This window comes from Xanthomonas sp. LMG 12460 (assembly GCF_009192895.1).
GTDB lineage: Bacteria > Pseudomonadota > Gammaproteobacteria > Xanthomonadales > Xanthomonadaceae > Xanthomonas_A > Xanthomonas_A sontii.
The window spans coordinates 34,890-59,225 of the sequence record NZ_NKUH01000059.1; the positions used below are offsets into that span (position 1 = coordinate 34,890).

Below are 24,336 nucleotides of genomic sequence, written 5' to 3' on the forward strand. Positions count from 1 at the left end.
GCCGGACTGTAGCAAAGCGTTTCGAGGAGCCACAAGCGAGAGGTGCCGTTCTATTCACGCTGCAGTCGCCGCTGTGCAGCTCCTGAGGGGCAAAGCCGCTCTCCTGCGACCATGCGATTTACTGATATCCACATGAAGCGAAAACTGCGGGGGAGTCCTTGGGCGATCGAGGCTGGAGGAGTAAGTGGACAGCACCGCCTGCCGTTCGATGACTTATGTTGAATGTGATCTGCGCCGAACAGTCAGCTGCTACCTTTCTGCTTTGCGCTTCGTCATGGTTTCGCTAGTGCAGCGCCGCACTTCCGGCATTCCGTGCGCGCCTGCCGATGGCCTTGTGGCGCGTTGAGCGCGGCACAGGCGTCGCAGAAGCGTATCAAGTGAATGGTCTGCCAGAGCCCGTATGCCATGAAGCAGACGGCAGCGGCCAGGAAAAGAGGCGGCGCGTCAGCCACCCAGAAGAAGACCAGCAGCATCATATCCGTGGCGATGCTGCCAACAATGAACACCCGCCGCTTCAGCGGCGTATTCTTGTTGAAGTTGAAGAACGCCAGCGCCACAAGCCCAATCGCGGCCCAGAACCCGAAGAGGTAGGGATAGAGTTCGTTCAACTGTTGGGGTGTGAGGTGCATGGATGTCCTGTCCGGATGCAGATGTGCTGGTCGAAGTCTAGGGCCTGGCGAAATCGGGCGCGCGACAGCCTGCGATGCCCTGGTGTCATCGCGTGGAGGCCGCTGGCCCGGGCGCGCAATCAGACCCCTGCATCGCGCTGCGAAAGTGCGGCACCGCAGGACGAGCAGAAACGATCCGCGTGGTTCACGTGGTGGCCCGACGGGCACTTGGCGACGCTGAGCAGCCACGGCTTGCGGTACACGGAATACAGCATCGAGAAGGCCATGCCATAGAAGAACATCCAATGCCCGGAGAATCCGCGCAGGAGGGTGGGGGGCACGCCTGGCGCTTTCGGTTGGTCGCCCGTCAGGTGGGCGACGATTAAGAAGTTCACGCTGGCGTAGGCGAACAGGCCGTAAGTGGCGTAGCGCATCCAGCGTGGAGATCCCGCCAGCAAGCGCTTCCAGCGATGGCGGGATTTCAGGGTGTGGTTGAGCCGCAGGGAAAGCAGCACGGTCGGTAACCAGACGACGAAGACGCCGAAGTGCATGGCGAAGACGGCCTCTCCGCCTGGCGGCACATACCCGGCAAGCGCCATCACGTGGACGATGAGGCTGAGGACGAAGCCGAGGGCGGCGAGCACCAACAGGGGAAGCAAGAGCGCGATCATGTGGTGGCTGCGATGCGATGTGGGTGTGGTGCGTTAGGGAGGCGGCCCTGGCTCATTCACCTGAGCGGCCGAGCCGCCGATGACTTTACGCCACAAGCCGAGCGCCGCGTGGCCGTTTTTTTGCTAGATGGCGGCTAGACATCGCACCAGATTTCGGATTTCGGCGGGATATCATCGATATCTATTTCGGCGGGCAAGAGGATGCCGAAATTGCGAGGATTGTGGGGTGACCAAGCATTTCTAAAGACCTCAAAGCCTAAGGCAATAGATTGAATGTCTGAGAGATTTGGTCGTTTGATTGTAATGGTCGCACCTACTGGGATTGCTAGGGAGTCGTCGTGCGTTATGCCGGTTAACGCAGTGCCCTTGCCCTCGATTGAAAAGCGATCAATGACGATAAAAATGATTTGGAACATGACCTGTCATTGATGTTCGAGAGAGGAGGGGTGTAGAACTGGTGTGTAGCTTAGCTATTCCGCGCCTTCTTTGTGAGATGCGAGCTATCTAGCATTGTCCCGGCCGGCCAGCGCGCAGACCACTATCGCCGCTGCGTGCTGGACGCGATCGACCCGGACGAGACAGTGGCCATCCGCCTCAACTTGCAGCGGCAACACGTGCTGGGCAACGACTGCTTTCGAGAGGCGGTTGAAGGCTAGCTTGGCCATCGAACTGGCCCTGCACATAGGGGCCGGCCGCGGAAGGTCAGAGCGGTAGTAGAAGCAGAAGAGGGAAGTGCACGCTGCCCCAGTTTTCCGTTGGCGACGGCCGTATCAGTCCTTGCTGGCCAAGCTCACCACCAGTTCGCCGTCGCGCACCTGCACGCGCAGCGTACTGCCGATGGTGAAGCCCAGTTCTTCCATCCAGCGGCCGCCCAGGCGCAGCGCGGGCGTGCGCTTGCCGTTGGCGGAGTGGCCGCAGCCGACGGTGCACTGCTGTGGCGGGCGTGGGCGGCGGGGCGGGCGCGAGGCGCGGGCAAGATCGGCGGCATTGGCGGCGGCGACCTGTTCGGGCGTCAGCATGGGGGTGAGCGACGACTCGACGATCGTCCACTGCGGGCAGTGGCGATGCTTGTGCGACTTGCGCTTGCAGGGAGCGGCGGGGCGGGGTGACGGTTGACGCATGGCACAGCCTCCTTGGCAGACAGAAACCCGCGCCGAAAGGCGACGGGATGTCGGGAGGTTAGAAACCGCACGTAGCCGGCGGGCTTATTTCCCCGAAGGGTGTTGTATTCGCCGCCCTCCCGACGCAGACAGCGCGTCGGAGTGTGCCTGCGAACAGGCACAAAAAACCCACCGGTTTGACGGAGGTGGGTGCCGCTACGTGAGGAGTTTCTACGCTCCTTGGAGAAGATGGTGCTACCGTTTTTTAGGTATGTCAACTGGTTTTGGGTTGCAGACTATAGTGCGATTTCTAAGTGAACCTGACGCCGTTATGGTGGATTAGCTCTCATCTTCCGTTTTATTTTCTTAGCTAATGACCGCAGTCCGACTGAGCCTTGATGAAGGCGCGCATGGCTGATATCGAATTGTAGAGGTCGGTGGGGGAAAATCGCGGGTTGTGTGGATTTTCAGGGTGATGAATTTGGTGGCGAATGAAATCAGTGCTACTGATCTGCTCCGTTAACGTAGAGCCATTTCTCTGTAAGCGAATGTAGTTGACGAGTGGCCTAGTGGCCCGGAATGCGGGGAGATCACCAGACGACTCGATATGCGCATATAGCTCGTCGTGGTACTCGCACGTCGGTTCGCCGAATGCCGAGAAGCTGACTTCATTGAGACTTGGGTAGGGCAATTCACTGGGCAGAACGCGAGATACGCGCTCCTGTGGCCCGTGGGACACAAGTCTTAGGCATTCAAAGCTCAGGTGTTTGACAATTTCTGGGCTATGCGTGGTCAGGAGAACCTGGGTTGCCGGTGCAGTTGAAAGCGCCTTCAGTGCGGCTGTCAGACCGCGCTGGTGTTCGGGGTGCTGCGAGGTTTCTGGCTCTTCGATTGCATAGATGACATGCCGATTTCCTGCCTCTGCCAGTCTTCGCTCAGCCTCAGCACGAAAGAAGCTAATCAAGACAAGGCGTTTGACTCCACTGCCTCGCTTATTGATTGGTATGCCGTGCTCGCCTGAAATTCCAACGCTTTTAAAAACATCTGGCCATTTGAGCGCGTCCGAGTCAGGTATTTGTGGTTCTAGTGAAGCAGCGAGTTGGGGGTTCAGTTCATGTAGCTTCTCGAGCGTCCGACTTGCAACCTCCTCCAAGCGTAGGCGAACTTTATCTGCAACCTCCCGAAGGTGTGTGCGTATAGTTGGATCTCCGAGTATTTCCCGAACAGCTACTCGCATTGGATCCTGTACTTCATCGTCGGACTCGGTGTTTTTGCGGTCCGACTGAAACAGAGTAAACAATGGCATCTTCGCCTTAATCTGGTCCCAGATCGCCTTCGTGTCTTCCTTGGCGATTTCAATCTCGCACTCGCTGAGTGCGAGGCCGGCGTGGCCGGCCCAGATCGCCTTTCTAAGCTCGGCGCTCCGTGTCTTGTCAGAGCAAGAGAAGCCGTTATCTTCCACAGCCTTACGCAGTTCAGTGATCTTCTTTTGGTGCAGATCGCGGCATCCCTCAGCAGTGGGATGGTTGGCGCGTATAAAGACGCGCTCTCTCCCGGATGGAGAGAATCGCTTGACGACGTGCAAAGTGCCATCTGCCGTAGTCAGGTACTCACCCGCTAAGGTCGTGAAATTCGTGGAATCGATAACAATCTCGGCAGGGAGTTCGGCGAACTCGACGCTGACCTCGATTTGGTCTTCGCCGCGAGCGAGGCAAGACTTGTTGATGTCCTCTTTGTCAATCTTTATGCACCCCTTACCTTCGTTGAAGAAGAAATCTAGGGCCTCGAGAATTGTCGATTTCCCAATGTCGTTTCGACCAACTAATACGCACAGATCGTCGAGCTCCACAACAACCGGCTCGGCGTATCCGCGAAAGCGATTCACAGTAACAGTTTTGATCTTCATGCGCTGCGAAATTCCTATCACCAGCTTACGCGAGAGTTGAGCGGCGCGCGGCTTTCGGTGCGACCGCTAGGGCGAGTGACTAGTCTGATTACTCCCCAACTAGCTCGCGGATCTTTTGAACGATTGCTGCGTAGTCAGGGCCTTGTACCGCAAAGCGGTCTGCTAGTGACTTATCTGTTTGTTGACCTGGCGTAAGAACGTTGTCGATCATTTGACCGACAGGCGTGCCACGTTTGTACAGTCGTACTTGTTCGTGCTGATAATTCGGGAGCTCTACCGGGACGTGGCCAAGACCGATGCCGGCGAGGGTTTGGCTAATCTCAGCGCGCACATTGACACCTAGCTTTGCCACACCGTGAGCGTCACGTAGAACATCCATTGTGAATGTGTGTACGCTCCCGTTCTTTTCGACTTCTTCCTTAATCTGTTCCCAATTCATATCGCGATCCTTGATGGTTTATGCGCGCGCTTTGTTTTTCTTTGCCGTGCATTGCTTCGAAAGCGTTGAAGGGTTCACCCTAAATAATGCTAGAGAAAAGATGTGCGGAATAAACATGTGGTGATAAAATAAAAATGACCAGGGGGTATTCATGTGAAGCGCATATTTATTCCGCCCCCTTTGTTGGCCGACGTTATTGAGGGCGTGTCCTGATGTCTGGCCTCGGCGCTTAACTCTTTTTCTTCGGGTTGTGAATTGGTAGCGTTGGATGTTTAGGGGCTGTGGGCGGATCTACGCGACGCCTTCTGTCGTCTTGGCCATCTTCTCGTTTCGGCTTTGGTCCTGGTTTGATGTTGAGCATAAAAAATCCTATTTCATTGATGTGTGAGTATTTTATTCAGTCTGACGGCGGTGCATTAAAGAAATTCACGAATAACGCGGTCAGATCACTTATCAGTCGATCTGGATGCTTTGCATGTGCGGTAGGGCCTGATGCGAAGCACCGAGTGCTGGCTTGGACCGTGTAACGAGTCAGGTGCACTTAGGAAGTCAACATGACGCGCTTCTAGTAATGAAGTCGCGCCGCGAGGCGGCGTCGGTTTTTGTTGCGTGTTTCTTAGCGGGTGTGGCAGTCCCTAGAGCACCAGAAGCAACCATCTACATTGTTGTAGTATCGCTTTGCAGCAACTATTGCATCTTTACAGTTAAAAAATGCTCCTAGATACGTTCTGTTAGGTGGGAGATATGTGCATGTATCCTTGTGTACCTCATGCTCTCCCGTTGGCTGAGGATTGTTATTCACGTAGTAAGAGGTCATCTCTTTGTCCCCGTGGATTGATTATGGTTAATTGATGGCAAGCGCTTGTATAAAGGCAGCTGGCAGAAATAATCCGCCACCTTGTGGTAATGAACGCTTTTGCTTCTGTCTAATGAATTCCCACTTTCGCGTATCCCTGCGCCTGATCCTAAAGCCAAGCCTCGGTGCCCTTCCGCACAAGATCGACGCTATCACTTGTTGACGGCCGTCACAAGTTAAAGGCCGCTCGGCGAACCGCCGGCGGCCTTAATTTGTAGACAAGTTGTTTGACCCCGCGCCATCCGGATTTACCGGACGGCGCGCTCCGCGAGTAACTCAATTACTGGGCGTACTCCAAACCTGCCCCTTAACCCCTCGCACGCTCGCATCCGCCGCACCATCCAAATCAAACACGATCACGCTGTTCTCGCCCTTTCGCTGCCAAGGCGCCGGAAAATACAACGCCCGCTGCGGCCCGATATTCCAGTGCCTTCCCAGGTTATGGCCGTTGGCCCAGGCGAAGCCTTTGCCGAAGGCGCGCATGTCCAGGAACGTATCGGCAGGCGTGCCGATCTTCACCGTGCCGCGGTGGAAGGCGGGGCCGTCGACCTTGGCGGTGGTCCAGCCGGTGAGCTTGCTCGGGTCGTCCATCGGCAGGGGGAAGGTCTGCCAGCCGGTGAGTGGCTTGCCGTCGAGCAGCACGGGGTCGACCAGGCCGGCGTGGCCGTCGGCCAGGTGGGCGCCGTAGTTGATGCGGCCGGTGTTCTCCACCAGCACGTCGAGGGTGTGGGGGCCGGCGGGGATGTCCACGTCCACGGCCACTTGCTGCAGGCGGCGCTCGGCGCTGCCTGCCAGCTTCCGGTCGACGTAGACGCTGGCGTAGTCGCGCACGTCGCCCAGGTACAGGCTGCCCTTGCGCGGGCCGGTGACGGTGGTGCGGTAGAGGATGTAGCCGTAGGCCTGGCCGTAGCGCTCCATCGGCTGCGGGGTGTCGGTGGTGGCGGCCGGGGCGGGCAGGTTGTCCCAGAGCGAAGCGGATTCGCGCAGCGGCGTGGCGGGGAGTTCGGCGAAGCGGATCGGCTTGGGTAGCGCCGGCGGGGCGATGCCGGTGACGCGCTGGATGGCGTCGCGGAACAGGGTGAACTTGGGAGTGGGGCGGCCGGCTTCGTCGAGCACGGCGTCGTAGTCGTAGCTGGTGGTCTGCGGGGCGTAGTGGTCGCTGGGGTTCTTCTGGAAGTTGGCGCCATTCATGAAGCCGAAGCTGGTGCCGCCGACGAACATGTAGAGGTTCGCGGAGTGGCCCTGGCGCAGGATCCATTCGAATTCGCTGGCCTGCTTGGTGGCATCGGTGGCCGCGTGCTTCTCGCCCCACTGGTCGAACCAGCCGGCCCAGTATTCGCCGACCATCTGCGGTTGCCCGGGGCGGAACTTGGCCAGGGTCTCGAAGGCGTTCTTGGCGTCGCCGGGGGCGAAGTTCACCACGGCCAGGGTGTCGGGCAGGGTGCCGTTGGCGAGTACGTCGGGGCCGTCGGCGGTGAACAGCAGGGCCTTATCGAAGCCGGCCTGGACGAACATGGCGCGGTTGCGGCGCATGTAGGCGTGGTCGTCGCCGTAGGAGCCGTATTCGTTCTCCACCTGCACGGCGACGATGGGGCCGCCGTTGCCGTTGAGCCGCGGTTTGACCTGGGCGGCGAGGGCGTCCAGGTAGGCCTGGCTGGCGGCGAGGAAGCGCGGGTCCTGGCTGCGCACGCGCATGCCGGGCTCGGCGAACAGCCAGGCGGGATAGCCGCCTGCTTCCCACTCGGCGCACACGTAGGGGCCGGGTCGCAGGATCACGTTGAGGCCCTGCTTGGCGGCTTCGTCGACGAAGGCGGCGATGTCGTTGTTGCCGCTGAAGTCGAACTGGCCCGGCCGCGGTTCCACCAGGTTCCAGAACACGTAGGTCTCCACCGTGTTCAGGCCCATCGCGCGCGCTTTCTGCAGGCGGTCTTTCCAATAAGCGCGCGGGATGCGCTGGAAGTGGATGGCGCCGGAAATGACCTGGTACGGCTTGCCGTCACGGATGAAGTGATCGCCCTGGGTGGCGAAGGCGGGCCAGGCGGTGCCACTGTCGGCCGCGCGCACGTGGGTGGCGGGCAGGGCGAACGCCAGGGCGAGGGCGAGAGCGGCGAGGGTCTTACGCGGCATGGGGGATTCTCGAAAAAAGCGATGCGATTGCGACAGTAGGACGACCGGAGCGCGCGCCGCAGTGCATCGGGTCACGCACAGGCGCGGATGTGGGGAACCACCAATCCCGATTCCCCAATCCCGATTCCCGGCCGTCAGCTAAACGATGGCGGCAGATCGTCCCTGCCCGCACCGAACGCGGTATTGGGCTTGGGCCCCATCTCCAGTTCCAGCGTGCCGCCGGCGGCGAGGTCGGCATGGCGCAGCCAGCTGCGGGTGTAGGGCTTGCCGTTCCAGCGGGCGCTCTGGATGTAGACGTTGGCCGCGCTGTTGCCGTGGGCGACGATGCGCAGGGTGCGGCCGTTGCCCACGTCCAGTTCGGCGCGCTTGAACAGCGGGCTGCCCAGCACGTAGTTGGCGCTGACCGGGTCCACCGCGTACAGGCCCAGTGCGCTGAGCACGAACCAGGCGCTCATCTGCCCGCAGTCCTCGTTGCCGGACAGGCCGTTGCGCGCGTCGTGGTACTGCTCGCGCAGCAGGCGCCGCACCATCGCCTGGGTCTTGTACGGCTGCCCGGCGTAGGCGTAGAGGTAGGCGACGTGGTGGCTGGGTTCGTTGCCGTGCGCGTACTGGCCGACCATGCCGTCGATGTCCGGCGGCGCGTCTGCCGGCAGTTCGGAGCTGGTGGTGAACAGTTCGTCGAGCTTGGCGACGAAGTGGTCGCGGCCGCCGAACAGGTCCATGTAGCCGTACAGGTCGTGCTGGTTGAGGAAGGTGGCCTGCCAGGCGTTGGACTCGGTGAAGTCGCGCCACTGCGCGCTGTGGCCCATCGCACGCGGATCGAACGGGGTGGCCCACTGGCCGTCGCTCAGGCGCGGCTGCACGAAGTTACTCTCGCGGTTGAACACGTTGCGGTACTGGCGCGAGCGTTCGCGCAGGTGCTTGGCATCGTCGTCGGCGCCGACCGCCTGCGCCAGGTGCGCCACCGCCCAGTCGTCGTAGGCGAATTCCAGGGTGCGGCTGACCGATTCGTCGACCTTGTCGCAGGGGATGTAGCCCATCTTCCGGTACAGCGCCAGGCCGTGCACGTCGTCGTCCATCGCGCGCTTGCGCCAGGCCGGGTAGGCGGCCTTCCAGTCGATGCCGGTGAAGCCCTTGGCGTGCGCCTCGGCCAGCACCACGGCGGAGTGGTAGCCGATCATGCAGTCGGTCTCCACGCCCTGCAGCGGCCAGATGGCGACGCCCTGCGGGCATTCGTGGGCGCCGCGCACCAGGCACTGCACCAGGTCGGGCACGCGCTCGGGCTGCACCAGGGTCAGCAAGGGATGCAGGGCGCGGTAGGTGTCCCACAGCGAGTAGGTGCTGTAGTTGTGGTAGCCGGCCGGCGCCTGGTGCACCTGCAGGTCCATGCCGCGATAGCGGCCGTCGGTATCGCTGAACAGGGTCGGCGCGATCAGGCTGTGGTACAGCGCGGTGTAGAAGATGCGGCGCTGCGCTTCGTCGTCGCTGTCGATGCGCACACGGCCCAGTTCCTTTTCCCATTCCGCCACGGCGGCGGCGTGCACGCGGGCGAAGTCGAAGTCGGGCAACTCCGCATCCAGATTGGCCAGGGCGTTCTCGGCGCTGACCGCGGAAATGCCGACCTTGACCAGCAGCGGCGCGTCGGCGGCATCGGGGTAGTGCAGGGCCAGTTTCAGCCGGTTGCCGTCGGCGCTGCGCGCGCTCGCGGCCAGCGGCTGGTCGTCGGCATACAGCTGCGCGCTGGCGAACGGCCGCGACAGGCGCATGGCGAAGTAGATGTAGCGGCCCTTGGCCCATTGGTAGACGCGGCGGCCGCCGGTGACGGTCTGCGCGTCGACCAGGCGCAGGCTGGCGTCTTCGACGCGGGCGGGGATCTCCGGCTTGTCCTGCATGCCGTGGCACAGGTCCAGCAGCAGGTGCGCTGGCTTGCCCTTGGGGAAGTGGTAGCGGTGCAGGCCGGCGCGCGCGGTGGCGGTGAGTTCGGCATGCACGCCGCTGTCCTTCAGGCGCACGCGGTAGTAGCCGGGCGAGGCGGCTTCGTCGGCGTGGTCGTAGCGCGAGCGGTAGCCGGTCTCGGGGTGCTCGCGCGTGCCGGGCTGCAGCTTCACCGCGCCGGTGGCCGGCACCACCAGGAAATCGAGCATGTCGCCGATGCCGGTGCCGGACAGGTGGGTGTGCGAGAAGCCCATGATCGAGCCGTCGTCGGCGTGGTAGCCGGAGCAGGCGTCCCAGTCGGCGTTGTAGGTGTCCGGGCTCAGTTGCACCATGCCGAACGGCAGCGTGGCGCCGGGGAAGGTGTGGCCGTGGCCGCCGGTGCCGATGAACACGTCGACGTTGCGGGTGAGCTCGGCCTTGGCGCGCGCATCGGCCGGCAGCGCGTAGCTGCCGGCGCGTGCCTGCGCCAGGCGCGCGATGCCGCTGCTGCCGAACAGGGCCAGGGCGATGGCGCCCTGCAGGAAACCGCGTCGTGTGGCCATGGTGCTGTCCTCGGGGTGTGCGGCGGTGCGGTGGGGGTGTGTTTGCTGTTGTGGGAGGCACTTCCGTCCCGACGCGTTGTCGGTCAGGCCCGTCGGGACTGAAGTCCCTCCCACACATGCAGTGATCGCGTCAGGCCTTCAGCAACTGCGGCTTGCGCTGGTGCAGGTCGATGATCAGCTCGCCGAACAAGGTGTTGGCCCAGGCGAACCAGTCGCGGGTGAAGGTGCTCGGGTTGTCCTTGTCGAAGGCTTCGTGCATGAAGCCGCTGCCGGCGTCGGTGGTCTTGAGCCACTGCAGGCACTGGCGGATCTGCGCGTCGTCGTCGCTGGCCAGGGCGTACTGCATCAGCGACATCGGCCAGATCGTGCCCAGGCCGCTGTGCGGGCTGCCCACGCCGTCGGCCGCACGGCCGCGATAGAAATAGGGGTTGCGCTCGCTCCAGGCCAGTTGCCGGGTGCGCAGGAACACGGGATCGCGGCGATCGCAGCAGCCCAAGTAGGCCAGGCTCAGCAGGCCGGGCGCGTTGGCGTCGTCGATGAACAACTGGTTGCCGTAGCCGTCCACCTCGTAAGCCCAGAACGGCTGACCGTCGGCGTCGCGCATCTGCCCGAACTTTCGGGTGGCCGTCTCGACCTCGTCGGCCAGGGCGCGGCATTCGCCGGCGAAGGCGGCGTCGTGATGCAGCGCCTCGCTCATCGTCGCCAGTTGCCGCAGCGAGGTCACCGCGAACAGGTTGGCGGGGACGAACAGCGGGTACAGGCAGGCGTCGTCGGACGGGCGGAACATCGAGTGGATCATGCCGTTGGGCCGGGTCGGCTGCCCGTAGCCGTCCAGCACCAGGGTTTCGGTGGCCAGCGGCGAGGGCCGCTGGAAACTGTACGGGCCGCGGCCGTGCAGGCGCTGCTGCTCGCGGAAGGTGCGCACCACCACGTGCATGGCCTCGCGCCAGTCGTCGTCGAATGGCGCGGTATCGCCGCTGGCGCGCCAGTACTCGTGCGCCAGGCGGATCGGGTAGCACAGCGAATCCACTTCCCATTTGCGCTCGCCGACGCCGGGCTTCATCTCGGTGATGTCGGCCACCGACCACTTCAGGCGCTGGCTGGTGCCGTCGGGCAGGAACGCGTTGGCGTAGGGATCCAGGCGGATGCAGGCGGCCTGGCGCTGGATCAGCCCATGGAACATGCGCCGCAGCGCCGGGTCGCGCCTGGCCAGCGGCACGTAGGGATGCACCTGCGCGGAGGAGTCGCGCAGCCACATCGCCTCGATGTCGCCGGTGATGACGAAGGTGTCCGGCTTGCCGTTGCGGGTGCCGGTCTCGACGGTGGTGTCGAGGGTGTTGGGGTAGCAGTTCTCGAACAGCCAGGCCAGGCGCGGATCGGCGATGCCGGCCTTGACCGTGCGCAACTGGCGCTCGACCGCGGCGCTGACGAAGCGGCGCTTGCCCGGCGGCGGCCGCTTGCTGGGCAGCGCGGTGGAAGCCGAGGCCGCGGCGGCGGCCGGCAGCGCCCCGCTCAGCAGCGCGGCGCCGGCGCTGGCGCCGAGGAGGTGGAGGATGTCGCGGCGGGTGGGCATGGCCTGGAACGCTCCGTGGAATCGACGAACGCTCCCCGCGCGGGCCGGCACCGGGGAGGCGCCGGCCGCGGCCGGGAGGGCAGGTTGATGGTACCTATGACGGACCAATTTGCGACGACCTTACAACGTGTGGCCGTCCGTTGCATCCTGCGACCGCACAACCGGCCGGCTCAGTGGTGGTGATGCGCGCCGTGCCAGTGCATCGGTCCCGAGCACACGCACTCGCCGTCGTCGTCGCCGTTGCCGGCATGGCCGAACAAGGCCTCCAGCAGTCGCCGCGACGGGCTCCACTCGCCGATGGCCGGGTGGATCAGCATCGCCTTGCAGGCGTCCAGGTGGCTGCCGCTGAGCGCGGCGTCGATGGCGGCGTGTTCGTAGGCCTTGACCGTGCGCACCAGGCCCTGGATCGCCTCGGGCATCGGCCGCGCCGGCAGCGGGGTGATGCGGTCGCGCTCGATGGTGGAGGAGATCTCGACGATGTCGTCGTCGGCCAGTTCCGGCATGCAGCCCTGGTTGCGCACGTTGACCACGTGCCGCCCCGGCAGCGCGCCGGTCAGTGAACTCATCACGTCCACGGCGATGCGGTGGTAGCCGGTGCTGGCGCGGAACGGGTCCGGCTGCGGCGCGAGGTCGTCGGCGAAGGCCGAGCCGGCCTCGGCCTCCAGCCGCATGTACGAGCCGGAGCGCTGCTGCAGGTAGGCGGCGTAGGTCTGCACCGCGCCGCTGCCGTCGCCGGCGTTGAGGCGGCTGCGCAGGTCGGCGATCAGGGTGTGGTTGAGCCGTTCGATCTCGCTGCCGCGGCTGGCGCCGCTGGCGCGCTGGTTCTCCAGGGCGCGACTGCGCTCGTAGTAGAAGTACAGGTACTCGGTGGGGATCAGCCGCAGCGTGCGCAGCATGTCGAAGTCGAACAGCGGCGCCAGGTACAGCTGGCGCAGGATCGCGTCGTCGGCCAGGATGCGGTCGAGCACGTCCTCGCCGCGCACGCGCACCGCGCGGATCCAGCCCAGGTGGTTGAGGCCGACGTATTCGCAGTCCACGTCCGCGGGCGGCTCGCCGAGCGCGCGCGCGATGTTGTGGAACAGCTCCACCGGCGTGTCGCAGATGCCCACCACGCGCGCACGGGTGTGGCGGCTGATGGCCTGGGTGATCAGCCCGGCCGGGTTGGTGAAGCTGACCAGCCAGGCGTCGGGGCTGAGCCGCTCCACCATCCGCGCCTGTTCGATCGCCACCGGCACCGTGCGCAGCGCCTTGGCGACGCCGCCGGGGCCGGTGGTCTCCTGCCCGGCGTAGCCGTGGCGGATGATGGTGTGCTCGTCGGTGGCGCGCTGGCGGATGCCGCCGATGCGGATGCTGTTGAGCACGAAGTGCGCGCCGTCGATCGCCGCTTCCGCCGAACTGGCCGCGTTGACCTGCAGATCGCCGCCGAACTCGGCGACCACCGCGCGGCCCAGCGCGACCATCAGCGCCAGCCGCTCCTGGTCGGGATCGTAGAGCACGATCTCGCGCGCACCGAGCGCTTCGGCGGCATCGTTGACGCCGTACACCACCAGCGGCGCACGCACGCCGCCGCCGCCGATCAGGGCGAGTTTACGGTTGGGAAAGGAACTGCTCATGGAGACTCCTGAGACGTGGGGGATCGGGAAGGCCGTCGAGCGCGCCGAGCGCGGTGCAGCAGGCGGCGCCGCACAGGCAGCCGCGCTGCGCGCAGGCGTCGAGGGAAAGGTGGTCCAGCAGCGCATCGATGAAGCCGGCATCGAAGGCATCGCCGGCGCCGGTGGTGTCCTGCACGGCGACGACGGGCGCGGCAACCAATCGCGCGCCGGCCGCATCCACCACGCAGGCGCCGGCGCCGCCGAGTTTGATCGTCACCTGCGCCAGCCCCAGCGCCTGCGCCCAGGCGGCGCAGGACGCGGCGTCGTCGCCCATGCAACCGGCCAGTGCCGCCTCCTTCTGATTGGGCAGGAAGTGATCGACCGCGCGGCAGGTGGCGTGGTTGTCCGGATCGGCCAGCCAGGGCGGGTTGAAGCCCACGTCCAGCGAGGTGCTGCAGCCGGCCGCGCGCAACGCCGGCAGCAGCGTGCGCGCCAGCGTCGCCGGCAGCGGTAGGGCGAAGTGCACATGGCGCGCGGCGCACATCGCCTCCAGCGCAGCCGCGCTGCGCAACAGCGGTTCCAGCTCGGCGTTGGCGCCGTGGTAGGTGAAGAACGAGCGGTCGTCGTGCAGCGACACGCTGGCGGTGACGCCGGTGCCGGCGGGGTGGTCGACCAGGCCTTCGGTGCCGACGCCGAACGCGCCCAGGCGCTGCGCGAACCAGTCGCGGTCGCCGGCGCCGATCGCGCCGATCAGCGTGACCGTGCGTCCGAGCCGCGCCAGCCCGCAGGCGGTATTGACGGTGCCGCCGCCGAGGTCGCGATGGTAGTGCCGCGCCATTGCCTCCTCGCCCGGCCCGGGCCAGCTGGCGAAGCCGCTGAAGATGTGGTCGAGATAGACCTCGCCGACCACCGCGACGTCATGGGTTTTCATTGCTGGAAGGGCCATGCTGCCTCGCGTTTGGCCTGGATGAGATAGAGCGCGGTACCCGCGCACAGCGCCAGCACCGCCGCCAGCAGCCGCGGCAGCGGGCTGGTGGCCAGCAGCGCCAGCCAGCCGCCGACGCTGATCAGCAGCGGCCACGGATACAGCGGCATGGCGAAGCGCGCACGGCGCCGCGGCTGCCGCCGCAGCAGCACCACCGCGAGGCATTGCGCCAGGAACTGGAACAGGATCTGGATGATCATCAGCGTGGCGATCAGATCGTCCAGCGACAGCGGGCAGGCCAGTGCCGAGGTGATGCCGACGAACAGCAGCGACACGGTGGGGAAGCGCCCGCGCGGATGCAGCCGCGCGAACACGCCGAAGAACTGGCCGGACGCGGCCGCGGCATACGGCACCCGCGAGTAGCCCAGCAGCACCACCAGCGCCGAGCCCCAACTGGCGAGCACGATCAGCGCCACCGCCACGGTGCTGCCCACCGGGCCGTAGATGGCCTGCATGAAGTCGGCCACCACCGCCTTGGACTGCGCCGCCTGTTGCCACGGCAGCACGCCGAGCAGGGTCACGTTCAAACCCAGGTACAGCACTGCCACGATCGGGATCGACCACAGCACCGCGCGCGGAATCGTGCGGCGCGGCTTGCGGATCTCGCCGCCGAGCATGCACACGTTGTTGTAGCCGCCGTAGTCGTACACCGCGATCAGTGCCACCGCGCCGAAGCCCAGCCAGAAGCCGTGCGGCGAGGCCGGCCGCGCCTGCAGGAACTCCCGCGCCAGCGCCATGTCGAAATGCAGCGCGCCGCTGAGCACGATCCACACGCAGGCGGCGATCACCATCGCACTGACCAGCAGCGACAGCAACTGCACCGAGCGCACCTGCCGGTACAGCAGCGCGGTGTTGAACAGGCACAGCGCCATGGCGATGCCGGTGAGCGCGGTGTGGCTCAGCCCGGGCATCAGGTAGGCCAGGTACTGCGCGCAGCCGACTGCCGCCGCCGCCACCGACAGCGGCGCGGTCAGCAGCGTCTGCCACAGGTACAGGAAACCGAACAGGCGCCCGGCGCGATCGCGGCCATAGGCCTCGCGCAGGTAGTGGTACGGCCCGCCCGAGCGCGGGATCGCCGAGCCGAGTTCGGCCCACACCAGGCCGTCGCACAGGCACAGCAGCGCGCCCACCACCCAGCCCAGCAGCACCGCCGGCCCGGCCAGCGCCGACAGCGCCAGCGGGATGGTGATGAACGGGCCGATCCCGATCATGTTGAGCAGGTTGGCCGACAGCGCGCTCCAGAACCCCAGCGTGCGCGGCGGCGCGCCCTGGTCCGCGGCGGACGGGGAGGACGCGACGGGTGCGGCGAGCGATGTCATATGCATGCGCGATCCTGCGGGGAGGGAAGGGATGCGACGGGCTGCGTGGCAGGGGTGGGGACGAGACCGTCGGCGCACCGCACCAGGCCCGGTTGCAGGCGATGCAGATCGAGGATCAGCACCTGGTTGGCCCCGGCGCGCAGCCAGGCGCCGGGGCAGTACAGGCATTGCTGCGGGCCGATGTCCCAGTAGCGGCCGAGCAGGCGCCCGTTGACCCACAGATAGCCCTTGCGCCAATCGCGCATGTCCAGGTGCACGTCGCCGTGCTGGTCGAGGGTGAACTCGGTGGCGAAGAACAGGCCCGGGCGCTGCGGCGGCGCCTGCAGCGGGCGCAGCGACGGCGTCGGGTCCGCGTCCAGTGCCAGCCCGCGCACCTCCCAACGGTGCAGCTCCTGGCCATCGAGCCGCACCGGACCGAGCAGCCCCTTGCGATCGCCCAGCGCCGGGCCGAAGTTGATGTGGCCGAAGCTGTCGACCAGCACCTCCAGATCGCGCGTGTCCTGCGCTGCATCGGGCAGGCGCAACTGCAGCGCGCTGTGCAGGCGCGGATGCCGCACGCGCGACACGTGGTCCAGTTCGCGCCCGTCCAGATGCACCACCGCGTAGTCGTGGACCTGTCCCAGGTGCAGCGCTTGGCCCGCGCCGATCCGCCGCCGATACAGCACCAGGCCCTGGTCCTGGCCGAGCAGGCGCTGGTTGTCGATGGGCGTATCGGTCTGCAACGCGGGGCCGAGGTTGTCCCACAGCGCGGCCACGGGCGTGGCCTGTACCGCAGCGAACTGCGCGCGCCGCGGTGCGGCCGGTACCGGCGGCGGTGGCGTGTCGGCTTGCGCGGCGATGATCGTGCGCAGCGCGAAATACGCCGGTGTGGCGCGGCCTGCCTCGTCGATCGGCGCGCCGTAGTCGTAGCTGGTCAGCGCCGGCTGGAACTGCGAGCCGTCGTCCTCGGCATTGGCGCCGGCGCTGAGGCCGAAGTTGGTGCCGCCGTGCACCACGTACAGATTGAACGAATAGCCGGCGGCGGCGATGCGGCGCAGCAGCGGCGCATAGTCGCGGCGCGCAAACTGCGGCTCGCCCCAATGCGTGAGCCAGCCCGGATAGCCCTCGGACACCCACACCGGCGCCTGCCCGGCAAAGGCGGTGGCCGCCTGCAGATCGTGCAGATCGGGACCATCGAGCCCCAGCGCGGCGCCGGGCAGCATCGCCTGGCGCCGACGCAGATCCTTGAGCCCTTCGGCCAGCGAGAACGGCCCATCGACCCCATGCGAACGCCACAGCGCGGCCAGCGCCTGCAGATAGCCGACGTCGCTGCCGTGCATCGAATACTCGTTCTCGATCTGCAGCATCAGCACCGGCCCCCCGGCACTGGCCATCAACGGCGCGATGCGCGGCGCGATCGCCCCGATGTAGCGCTCCACCGCCGCCATGTAGCGCACATCGTGGCGATCGCGCAGACGGACGTTCGCCTCGCGCAGCAGATACGGCGGCAACCCGCCCAGCGTCCACTCCGCGCAGACATACGGACCGGGGCGCAGATACACCCACAGCCCCTCCTGCTGGCACAGCCGGATGAAACCGACGAAATCGCGCTCGCCGCTGTCCAGATCGAACTGCCCCGGCGCTGTTTCCAGCGCATTCCACATCAGGTACAGCGCGATGGTATTCAGTCCCATCGCCTTGGCCATGCGGATGCGATGCAGCCAATCCGCCTTTGCGATTCGCAGCGGATGCAGTTCCCCGCTGCGGATCTGCCATGGTTGCCCGTCCAGCGTGAAGCGGCCCTGCGCGAAGCCGAACGCGTGCGGCCGTCCATCCGGCACCGGCGCTGATGCCGGCACCGCCGCGCGCAGCATCGGCATCGCCGCCAAGCCCAACGGCGCCAGCAACCCGAACCGACAGAATGCGCGGCGTTTCATTGCGGGCTCCAGCCGGAGCGTTGCCGTTGCAGTTGCCTTGGTTGTTGCTGTTGCTCTTCAGCTTTTGCTCTTCCCGGGTCCCCTCCGCAGCGGCGGAGCTGGCGGGTAAAACCCCCCGCAGGGGGGCGGCGCACAAGGATGTGCGCCGTTTTCGGTCGGGGCACGATGCCCCGTCCGAAAATCCCGCTAGCGGAGCGGACCCGCGTAGCGGGCGCTGCGGCGGGGTGTGCTTTCTTTTGGTTACTTTTCTTTGCACAAGCAAAGAAAAGTGACTCGCCGTCAGGCGAAAGCTTTTGCTCTTGCTTGCCTACCCACGCAGTACCGGTAAAGCCCGTCGGGACTGAAGTCCCTCCCACAAAAAGCGTGGCCGAGGCGAAGTCGATAAGTCCCGTCGGGACTGAAGAAGCTCCCGCAGAGACCCTGGCACCGCTCCGCCATGGCATCCCAGTGCGCACGCCGCCGCGGCCTAGAACGCGTACTTGACGGTCAACAACGTCATCATGCCGGCATCCACGATGTCCGACACCGCCAGATTGTGCCGGCCCACATGGCCCCAGTAACTGTATTCCTTGGTGAGATTGGAGATCGACAGATCCACATTCACCCCGTTGTCGAACCGATAGCCCGCATGCAGATCTACCCGCCGCGTCGGCCGCGCCCATAGATCGTCCCACGGCGCGTTCTGGTGCAGGAAATCGTAGTTCAGCAGATACGAACTGCTGAAGTGATAGCTCAGGTTCACCGAGAACTTCGAGCGCTCGTAGAACAACTCCAGATTGGCCATCGCATTCGGCGCCGACTGCATCTGCTCGTCCTCGAAGCCGACCATCCCCAGATCCGCGTGCGCATGCTGGCGCGTGGCGTTGGCGCTGACGCCCAGCCCGTCGAACGGCGCCGGCAGATCCTGGAAGCGCTGTCGCGCGCTGACTTCCACGCCGTAGACGCGGCCGTCGCCGCCGTTGGTCGGCATCTGGTAGAACACCGTGCCGCTGCCGCTGGTGCCCGAATTGGCCTGGCCGGAACCCGCATCGTAGATGTAGTGGTGCAGGCGCTTGTAGAAGCCGGCCACCGAGAAGAACCCGCCATGGTCGGTCGCCCACTCGCCGGACAGGTCCAGGTTGGTCGAGGTGATCGCCTTCAGGTCCGGGTTGCCCTGGCTGATGGTGGTGATGCCGTTGGAGATGTTGATCTGGCTGCCGCCGCCCAACTGCACGAACGCCGGCCGCGTGTAGCTGGTCCACAGCGCCGCGCGGTAGGTGGTGGCGCTGTCCGGGCGCCAGGTCAGGAACACGCTCGGCAGCGGCTGGTCGTAGTGCGTGCTGTTGGCGGCGAAATAGCCGACCTGCTGGTTGCCGTCGCTGTCGGTGGGCGTGGTCCAGAAGGTGTTGTGGATGCTGGTGTGCTCGAAGCGCACGCCGGGCACCACTTCCAGACTGCCGAAGGAGAAGGTCGCCATCGCGTAGGCGGCGCTGACCGCCTCGGTGCCGCGCATGGTGTTGCAGTTCCAGTTGTTGACGTAGAACGCGCTGCCGCAGGTATCCAGGTCGTCGTCGGTGAGGTGGTTGGCGATGACCTGCGCCACCGCGCCCTCGCTGACCCGCGGCGTGGCCCAGTGGTACTTGCCGGGGAAGATCGCCGCGTAGCCGCCGTTGAAGATGCCCAGGTCGCCGAGCGTGCTGGTGTCGGGCACCGGGCCGGTCCACCAGTCGCGGTTGCTGTAGTGGCGGCTGCTCTTGCTGTACTTCACGCCAAACTGCAGCGCCGTGAGTGCGCCGTCGGCGAAGTCGTAGCGTGCGTCGAACTTGGCACCGCCCTTCTTCTGCCCGGAGTAGATCTTGGTCGACTCGCCGTAGCTGCTGGCGTACAGCGACGGAATGTTGTTGACCTGCGCCAGCAGCGCCGGGGTCAGCTGCGGGTAGGGGAAGGCGCCGCTGCCGTAGCGCATCAGGCTGCTGCCGGAGTAGGCGAAATTGGCCTGGCTGAACTTGTCCTCGCGCCCGTCGATCTCGATGTGGTCGGGGCGGTCGTTGTCGCCGAAGCTGTAGAACAGGTTCGGCGACAGCGTCCAGTTGCCGGCGGTCTTGCGCGCGCCCACCTGGAAGGTGGCCAGATCGGCGATTTCCGGGTTGGTCTCGTACCAGAAGCGCGCGGCGATGCGGTTGATGTTGGGCGAATACACGCCGGGCGTGGCGGTCGGCACGAAGCTGACGTCCTGCGGCAGCAACTGTACGAAGGTGGTGCCCTGGTCGGTCTTGGCGTAGGCGTAGGTGGCGCGTGCGTACACCGACAGGGTGTCGTCCACGTTCCAGTCGAAGGCGGCGTTGCCGCCGTAGCGGCGCTCCCAGCCGGCGACCACGCCGACGTTCATGCCGGTGCTGGTCAGGTTGTCCTGCGGCGCGTAGCCGGCGGCGTTGCTGCCGTCGGCATTGGCATGCAGGAATTTCCATGAGCCGTCGTTGAGCGCGCTGGTGGCCGCGGCCACCTCGCTGTTGGTCGAGGTGCGGTAGTCGTAATAGGCGCTGGCGTAGAAGCCGAACTGCTGCTCGTCGCCGAACTTGTGCTGGAACTCGCCGGCCAGGCCGCCACCAAGGCCGTCGCCGCCGTAGTCGCGGGCGCGGCTCTCGACGCGGCCGCTGACGGTGACGCTGCCGCTGGTGGCGTCCTTGTAGTCGTAGGCGGTGGGCGTGCGGAAATCCAGGGTGCCGCCGATCGCGTCGCCGTCCATGTCGGCGGTGGAGGTCTTGTTGGCGACGATGGTCTGCAGGCCGGAAGGCGGCAGCAGGCTCAACTGCACGCTGCGGCTGTACGGCATGCCCTGGGCGACGGTGACGCCGTCGATCAGGTTGACGTTGTACTCGGAGGGCAGGCCGCGCACCGAGGCGAACATGCCTTCGCCGCGCGCGGCGCCGTCGACGCCGCCGAAGTAGCCCGAGCCGCTGTAGGTGATGTTGATGCCGGCGATCAGGCCCAGCGCCTCGGCGACGTTGTGCACGGCGGTGTGCTCGAGATCGTTGGCCGAGAGCACGTCCACCGTGTTCGAGGAATTCATCTTCAGCGTGCTGGCGTCGTAGCGGTTGGCCGCCACGCTGATGGTCTGCAATTGCTTGGCCTCGTCCAGCGCGATCGACACCGTGGCGGCGCCGCTGTCGGCGACCTGCACGGTGGTTTCCGGCGCGCTGAAACCGGGATAGTCCAGTTGCAGTGCGTACTGCCCGGCCGGCACGTCGGCGATGACGAAGCGGCCCTGGGCGTCGGTGACGGCGCTGAGCGCGGTGCCGGCGATGGCCACCTTCGCATGGCCGGCAGGCTTGCCGCTGCTGCGCTCCTTGAGTTCGCCCTGCACGGTGCCGGCCAGCGCCGGTGCGGTGGCGGCAAGGCCGGTGATGGCCAGAATGGCGGCGCACAGCGCCTTGCGCTTGCAATGGGGATGGGTTGCCACGTGACACCTCGCTGATCGTGATCGGTGCGGGCACGCGCCCAAGGCGACGCGCCGCTGCGTTCCTGGATGGCAGACACGGTGGACGGAAGACGCGCGCGCTCGAACCGCACGCCGGAGGGCGTGCGAACAGGACAGAGCGAACGGCGACCGACGCGAGGCGTCTGCCGGCTGGGCGGACCGTTAAACGGCGATCAGTGGCGTGGCGGCGAGTAGCCGGCGATGCACTTGGAGCGCGAACGCAGCGCGCTCAGCTTGTAGCGACGGGTCATGCGCAGCGGCCCCCATGCGTGCCCGCGCGGAACGCGGACGACAGGCAGGGCGCCGGAACTCCGGCGAGGCATCGATCCTGGCTGCGACGACTGCATGACATGGCACATCACCCCTGGAACTGCCCTGGAAAACGCCGCAAGTGCTGCGGCGTTCGGCGCGTCTGGCATCGTCGATGCGTGGCACCGACGTGTTATCGATACCTCTGTCCCGGAAGACTGTCAATAGGTCGTGAAAAATAAATTAGCAGGACGCTGCAACGTGCGGGGATGGCGCCCGGCGGCGGCAGCGCGCCGGGCCGTTACGCTGCACCGCCGCATGCGCTGGCGCATTTCGTAGACAGGGGCCGTGGGCGGCCCCGTCGCTCACTTCGGCAGGGCCATGCGCCCGCTGATCGAGAACGCCGCGTCCTCGCCAGGTGCGCCGGTGCCCGGCTGACCACCCCCGACGAACAGCCGGTAGTCGCCGGCCTCGACCGCGCGCTGTCCGCTGCGGTCGACATCGCTGAGTTGGCGCGCATCCAATGCGAAGCTCAGCGTGCGCGCCTCGCCCGGCTGCAGGTGCACGCGCTGGAAGCCGACCAGGCTGCGCAGCGGCGACTGCGCGCGCTGCGGGTACTGCAGGTACACCTGCACCACCTCGTCGCCGGCGCGCGCGCCGGTGTTGCGCACGGTGGCGCTCACCTGCAGCGGCTGGCCGGCCTGCAGCGTCGCGGTCGACAGCTGCGGCGCGTCGTAGGCGAACTGGGTGTAGCTCAGCCCGTAGCCGAACGGGAATAGCGGCTCGCCCTTGAAGTAGCGGTAGGTGCGGCCCTTCATGTCGTAGCTGACGTAGGGCGGCAGGTCCTTGGTCGAGCGGTAGAAGGTCACCGGCAGGCGCCCGCCGGGGTTGATGTCGCCGGCCAGTGCCTGGGCGATCGCGGTGCCGCCGGACTGGCCGGGATACCAGGCGGCGATGATCGCGTCGGCATGCTGCTTGGCCCAGTTCAACGCCACCGCGCTGCCGCTCATCAGCACCACCACCAGCGGTTTGCCGCTGGCCTTGGCCCGTTCCAGCAACGCCTGCTGCGCGGCTGGCAGGGCCAGGTCGTTGCGGTCGCCGCCGTCGAAGCCGGGCACGTCGATGCGCAGTTCCTCGCCTTCCACGTCCGGCGACAGGCCGACGAAGGCCACCACCGCGTCGGCCTGTGCCACCGCGCGTTCGGCCTCGGCCAGCTGCAGCGCCGGCGGCGCCAGCCACTCCAGGCGCAGGCCCTGGTCCTGGCCGCGGTGTTCCAGCTCCAGGCGGATCCGCCGCGGCCGCGCGTCGTCGAAATGCAGCACGGTCTCGACGTTGCGGCCGTCGGCGTTGTGCATGCCGGCCGGCACGTGCTTGTCCTCGGCGTTGCCGGCGACCACCAGTTGATCGTCGATGTACAGGCGCACCGGGTCGTGGCCGGCGCAGTCGAAGCAGCGCGCCACCCGCACCGCCAGGGTGTAGTCGCCCGGGCCGGGCGGCAGCAGTTCGCCGCTCCAGCGCACCGAGTAGCGATCCTTGTCCACGCCCTTGGCCGGGGCCACGTGGTCCCAGTTGAAGCCGACCACGCGGTCCTGGCGCTGCACGCGCGGGGTGCCGGCCAGGTCCAGGTTGTCGAAGTACTCGCCGCGCAGCCCGGGCTTGCCGTCGCTGCGCAGGGCGGTCTCGGGGATCATGCCGGGCACGCCGGCGGCCAGCGGCGCGCCCTGCGCATAGGCGACCTGGGCGACTCCGAAGCGCGTGCGCAGGCCCTGCAACGGCGTCACCGGTTGCACCGAGGTGCCCTGGTAGTTGGCTTCCAGCGCGGCCAGCGCGTCGGCGTTGGGGCCGAGCACGGCCAGGCGCAGGCCCGGGCGCAGCGGCAGGGTGGCGTCGGCGTTCTTCAACAGCACCAGCGATTGCTGCGCGGCCTGCAGCGCCAGCGCGCGGTGCGCGGCGCTGTCGATGTCCCTGGCGCCCAGCCGCGCATACGGATCGTTGCGCCGCGGCTGCAGTTCGCCGAGCCGGTAGCGCGCGGCGAACAGGCGCACCAGCGAGCGGTCGAGCAGGGCTTCGTCGGCTTCGCCGCGGTCGAAGGCGATGCCGAGGTCGCGGTAGGCGTAGCCGCAGTTCAGATCGTGCCCGGCCTTGAGCGCGGCCGCGGACGAGCCGGCATTGTCGGGGCGGTAGTAGTGGAACTGGGTCATGTCGTCGATCGCATCGCAATCGGACACCACGAAGCCCTTGAAGCCCCAGTCGCCGCGCACGCGGCCGTCGAGCAGCCAGTCGGCGGCGCAGGCGGGCGTGCCGTGCAGCGAGTTGTACGCGCACATCACCGAGCCGGCCTGGCCGTCGACGATGGCGGCGCGGAACGCCGGCGAATAGGTCGCCTCGAAATCGTGCGGCGACACGTCCACGTCGAAACCGTGGCGGCCCGGTTCCGGCCCGCTGTGCACGGCCAGGTGCTTGGGTGTGGCGATGGTGCGCGGGTGCGCCGGATCGTCGCCCTGCAGGCCGTGGATGAAGCCGACCGCGAGCCGTCCGGTGAGGTAGGGATCCTCGCCGTAGGTCTCCATGCCGCGGCCCCAGCGCGGGTCGCGGAAGATGTTGATGTTGGGCGACCAGATGGTCAGCCCGGCGTAGCGCGGATGGTCCTTGCCGGGTCCGCCGGCGAGGTTGAACTTGGCCCGCGCCTCGGTGGAGGTGACGGTGCCGACGTCGTGCAGCAGCTCGGCGTTCCAGGTCGCGGCCAGGCCGATCGCCTGCGGGAACACCGTGGCCTCGCCGTTGCGGGCGATGCCGTGCAGGCCCTCGCTCCACCACTCGTAGGCGGGCACGCCCAGGCGCGGGATCGCCGGCGCAGCGTTCATCGCCTGCGCGATCTTCTCGGTGCGGGTCATCTTCGCCACCAGCGCGGCGGCGCGGTCCTCGGCCTCGTCGGCATGGGCGAGCGGGGCGGCGAACAGGCCGATCGCACACAGCGCCAGGTAGAGGCGCTTTTGTGGGAGGGACTTCCGTCCCGACGCTTTACCGGTAACGCCCCGTCGGGACTGAAGTCCCTCCCACA

The 24,336-nt window shown here is 66.3% G+C and carries 15 protein-coding genes; all 15 read right to left on the bottom strand.

Annotated features, from left to right (window positions below):
• Nucleotides 1-272 precede the first annotated feature (272 nt).
• Complete coding sequence (locus tag CEK66_RS12950; protein ID WP_226978600.1) at nt 273-608, bottom strand: hypothetical protein; 336 nt, start codon at nt 606-608, stop codon at nt 273-275.
• 140 nt (nt 609-748) lie between these two features.
• The gene (locus CEK66_RS12955; protein WP_152237193.1) at nt 749-1,279 is read right to left on the bottom strand and encodes a hypothetical protein; all 531 of its coding nucleotides are present in this window, start codon (nt 1,277-1,279) and stop codon (nt 749-751) included.
• Nucleotides 1,280-1,413: 134 nt separating this feature from the next.
• Nucleotides 1,414-1,695 carry a hypothetical protein gene (locus CEK66_RS12960; RefSeq protein ID WP_152237194.1) on the bottom strand — a complete coding sequence of 94 codons (282 nt, stop codon included), beginning with the start codon at nt 1,693-1,695 and terminating at the stop codon, nt 1,414-1,416.
• A gap of 354 nt (nt 1,696-2,049) precedes the next feature.
• Nucleotides 2,050-2,400, bottom strand: coding sequence for a SymE family type I addiction module toxin (locus tag CEK66_RS12965; RefSeq protein ID WP_226978601.1), 351 nt, complete (start codon nt 2,398-2,400; stop codon nt 2,050-2,052).
• A gap of 349 nt (nt 2,401-2,749) precedes the next feature.
• Complete coding sequence (locus CEK66_RS12975; protein WP_152237195.1) at nt 2,750-4,285, bottom strand: ATP-binding protein; 1,536 nt, start codon at nt 4,283-4,285, stop codon at nt 2,750-2,752.
• Nucleotides 4,286-4,373: 88 nt separating this feature from the next.
• Nucleotides 4,374-4,724: a hypothetical protein gene (locus CEK66_RS12980; protein ID WP_152237196.1), complete on the bottom strand. Its 351-nt coding sequence runs from the start codon at nt 4,722-4,724 to the stop codon at nt 4,374-4,376.
• Nucleotides 4,725-5,856: 1,132 nt separating this feature from the next.
• The gene (locus CEK66_RS12990) at nt 5,857-7,707 is read right to left on the bottom strand and encodes a beta-galactosidase family protein (RefSeq protein WP_152237197.1); all 1,851 of its coding nucleotides are present in this window, start codon (nt 7,705-7,707) and stop codon (nt 5,857-5,859) included.
• 134 nt (nt 7,708-7,841) lie between these two features.
• Nucleotides 7,842-10,184 (bottom strand): GH92 family glycosyl hydrolase, encoded by a 2,343-nt coding sequence (locus CEK66_RS12995; RefSeq protein WP_152237198.1) that lies wholly within the window; start codon nt 10,182-10,184, stop codon nt 7,842-7,844.
• Between the two features lie 130 nt (nt 10,185-10,314).
• Nucleotides 10,315-11,757, bottom strand: a complete 1,443-nt coding sequence (locus CEK66_RS13000) for a glycoside hydrolase family 125 protein (RefSeq protein WP_152237199.1) — start codon at nt 11,755-11,757, stop codon at nt 10,315-10,317.
• 170 nt (nt 11,758-11,927) lie between these two features.
• Nucleotides 11,928-13,370 carry a 6-phospho-beta-glucosidase gene (locus tag CEK66_RS13005; RefSeq protein ID WP_152237200.1) on the bottom strand — a complete coding sequence of 481 codons (1,443 nt, stop codon included), beginning with the start codon at nt 13,368-13,370 and terminating at the stop codon, nt 11,928-11,930.
• The gene (locus CEK66_RS13010; RefSeq protein WP_152237201.1) at nt 13,345-14,280 is read right to left on the bottom strand and encodes a carbohydrate kinase family protein; all 936 of its coding nucleotides are present in this window, start codon (nt 14,278-14,280) and stop codon (nt 13,345-13,347) included. Before CEK66_RS13010 ends, CEK66_RS13005 begins: the two co-directional genes overlap by 26 nt.
• Entirely contained in the window at nt 14,277-15,653 is a 1,377-nt protein-coding gene (locus tag CEK66_RS13015; RefSeq protein ID WP_152237218.1) for an APC family permease, read from the bottom strand. Before CEK66_RS13015 ends, CEK66_RS13010 begins: the two co-directional genes overlap by 4 nt.
• A complete protein-coding gene (locus CEK66_RS13020; RefSeq protein WP_152237202.1) occupies nt 15,650-17,569 on the bottom strand; it encodes a beta-galactosidase in 1,920 nt (639 codons plus the stop codon). The genes CEK66_RS13015 and CEK66_RS13020 overlap by 4 nt, the downstream gene beginning before the upstream one ends.
• A gap of 466 nt (nt 17,570-18,035) precedes the next feature.
• Complete coding sequence (locus CEK66_RS13030; protein WP_152237204.1) at nt 18,036-21,008, bottom strand: TonB-dependent receptor; 2,973 nt, start codon at nt 21,006-21,008, stop codon at nt 18,036-18,038.
• Nucleotides 21,009-21,640: 632 nt separating this feature from the next.
• Entirely contained in the window at nt 21,641-24,169 is a 2,529-nt protein-coding gene (locus CEK66_RS13035) for a glycoside hydrolase family 3 C-terminal domain-containing protein (RefSeq protein WP_226978602.1), read from the bottom strand.
• Nucleotides 24,170-24,336: the final 167 nt, after the last annotated feature.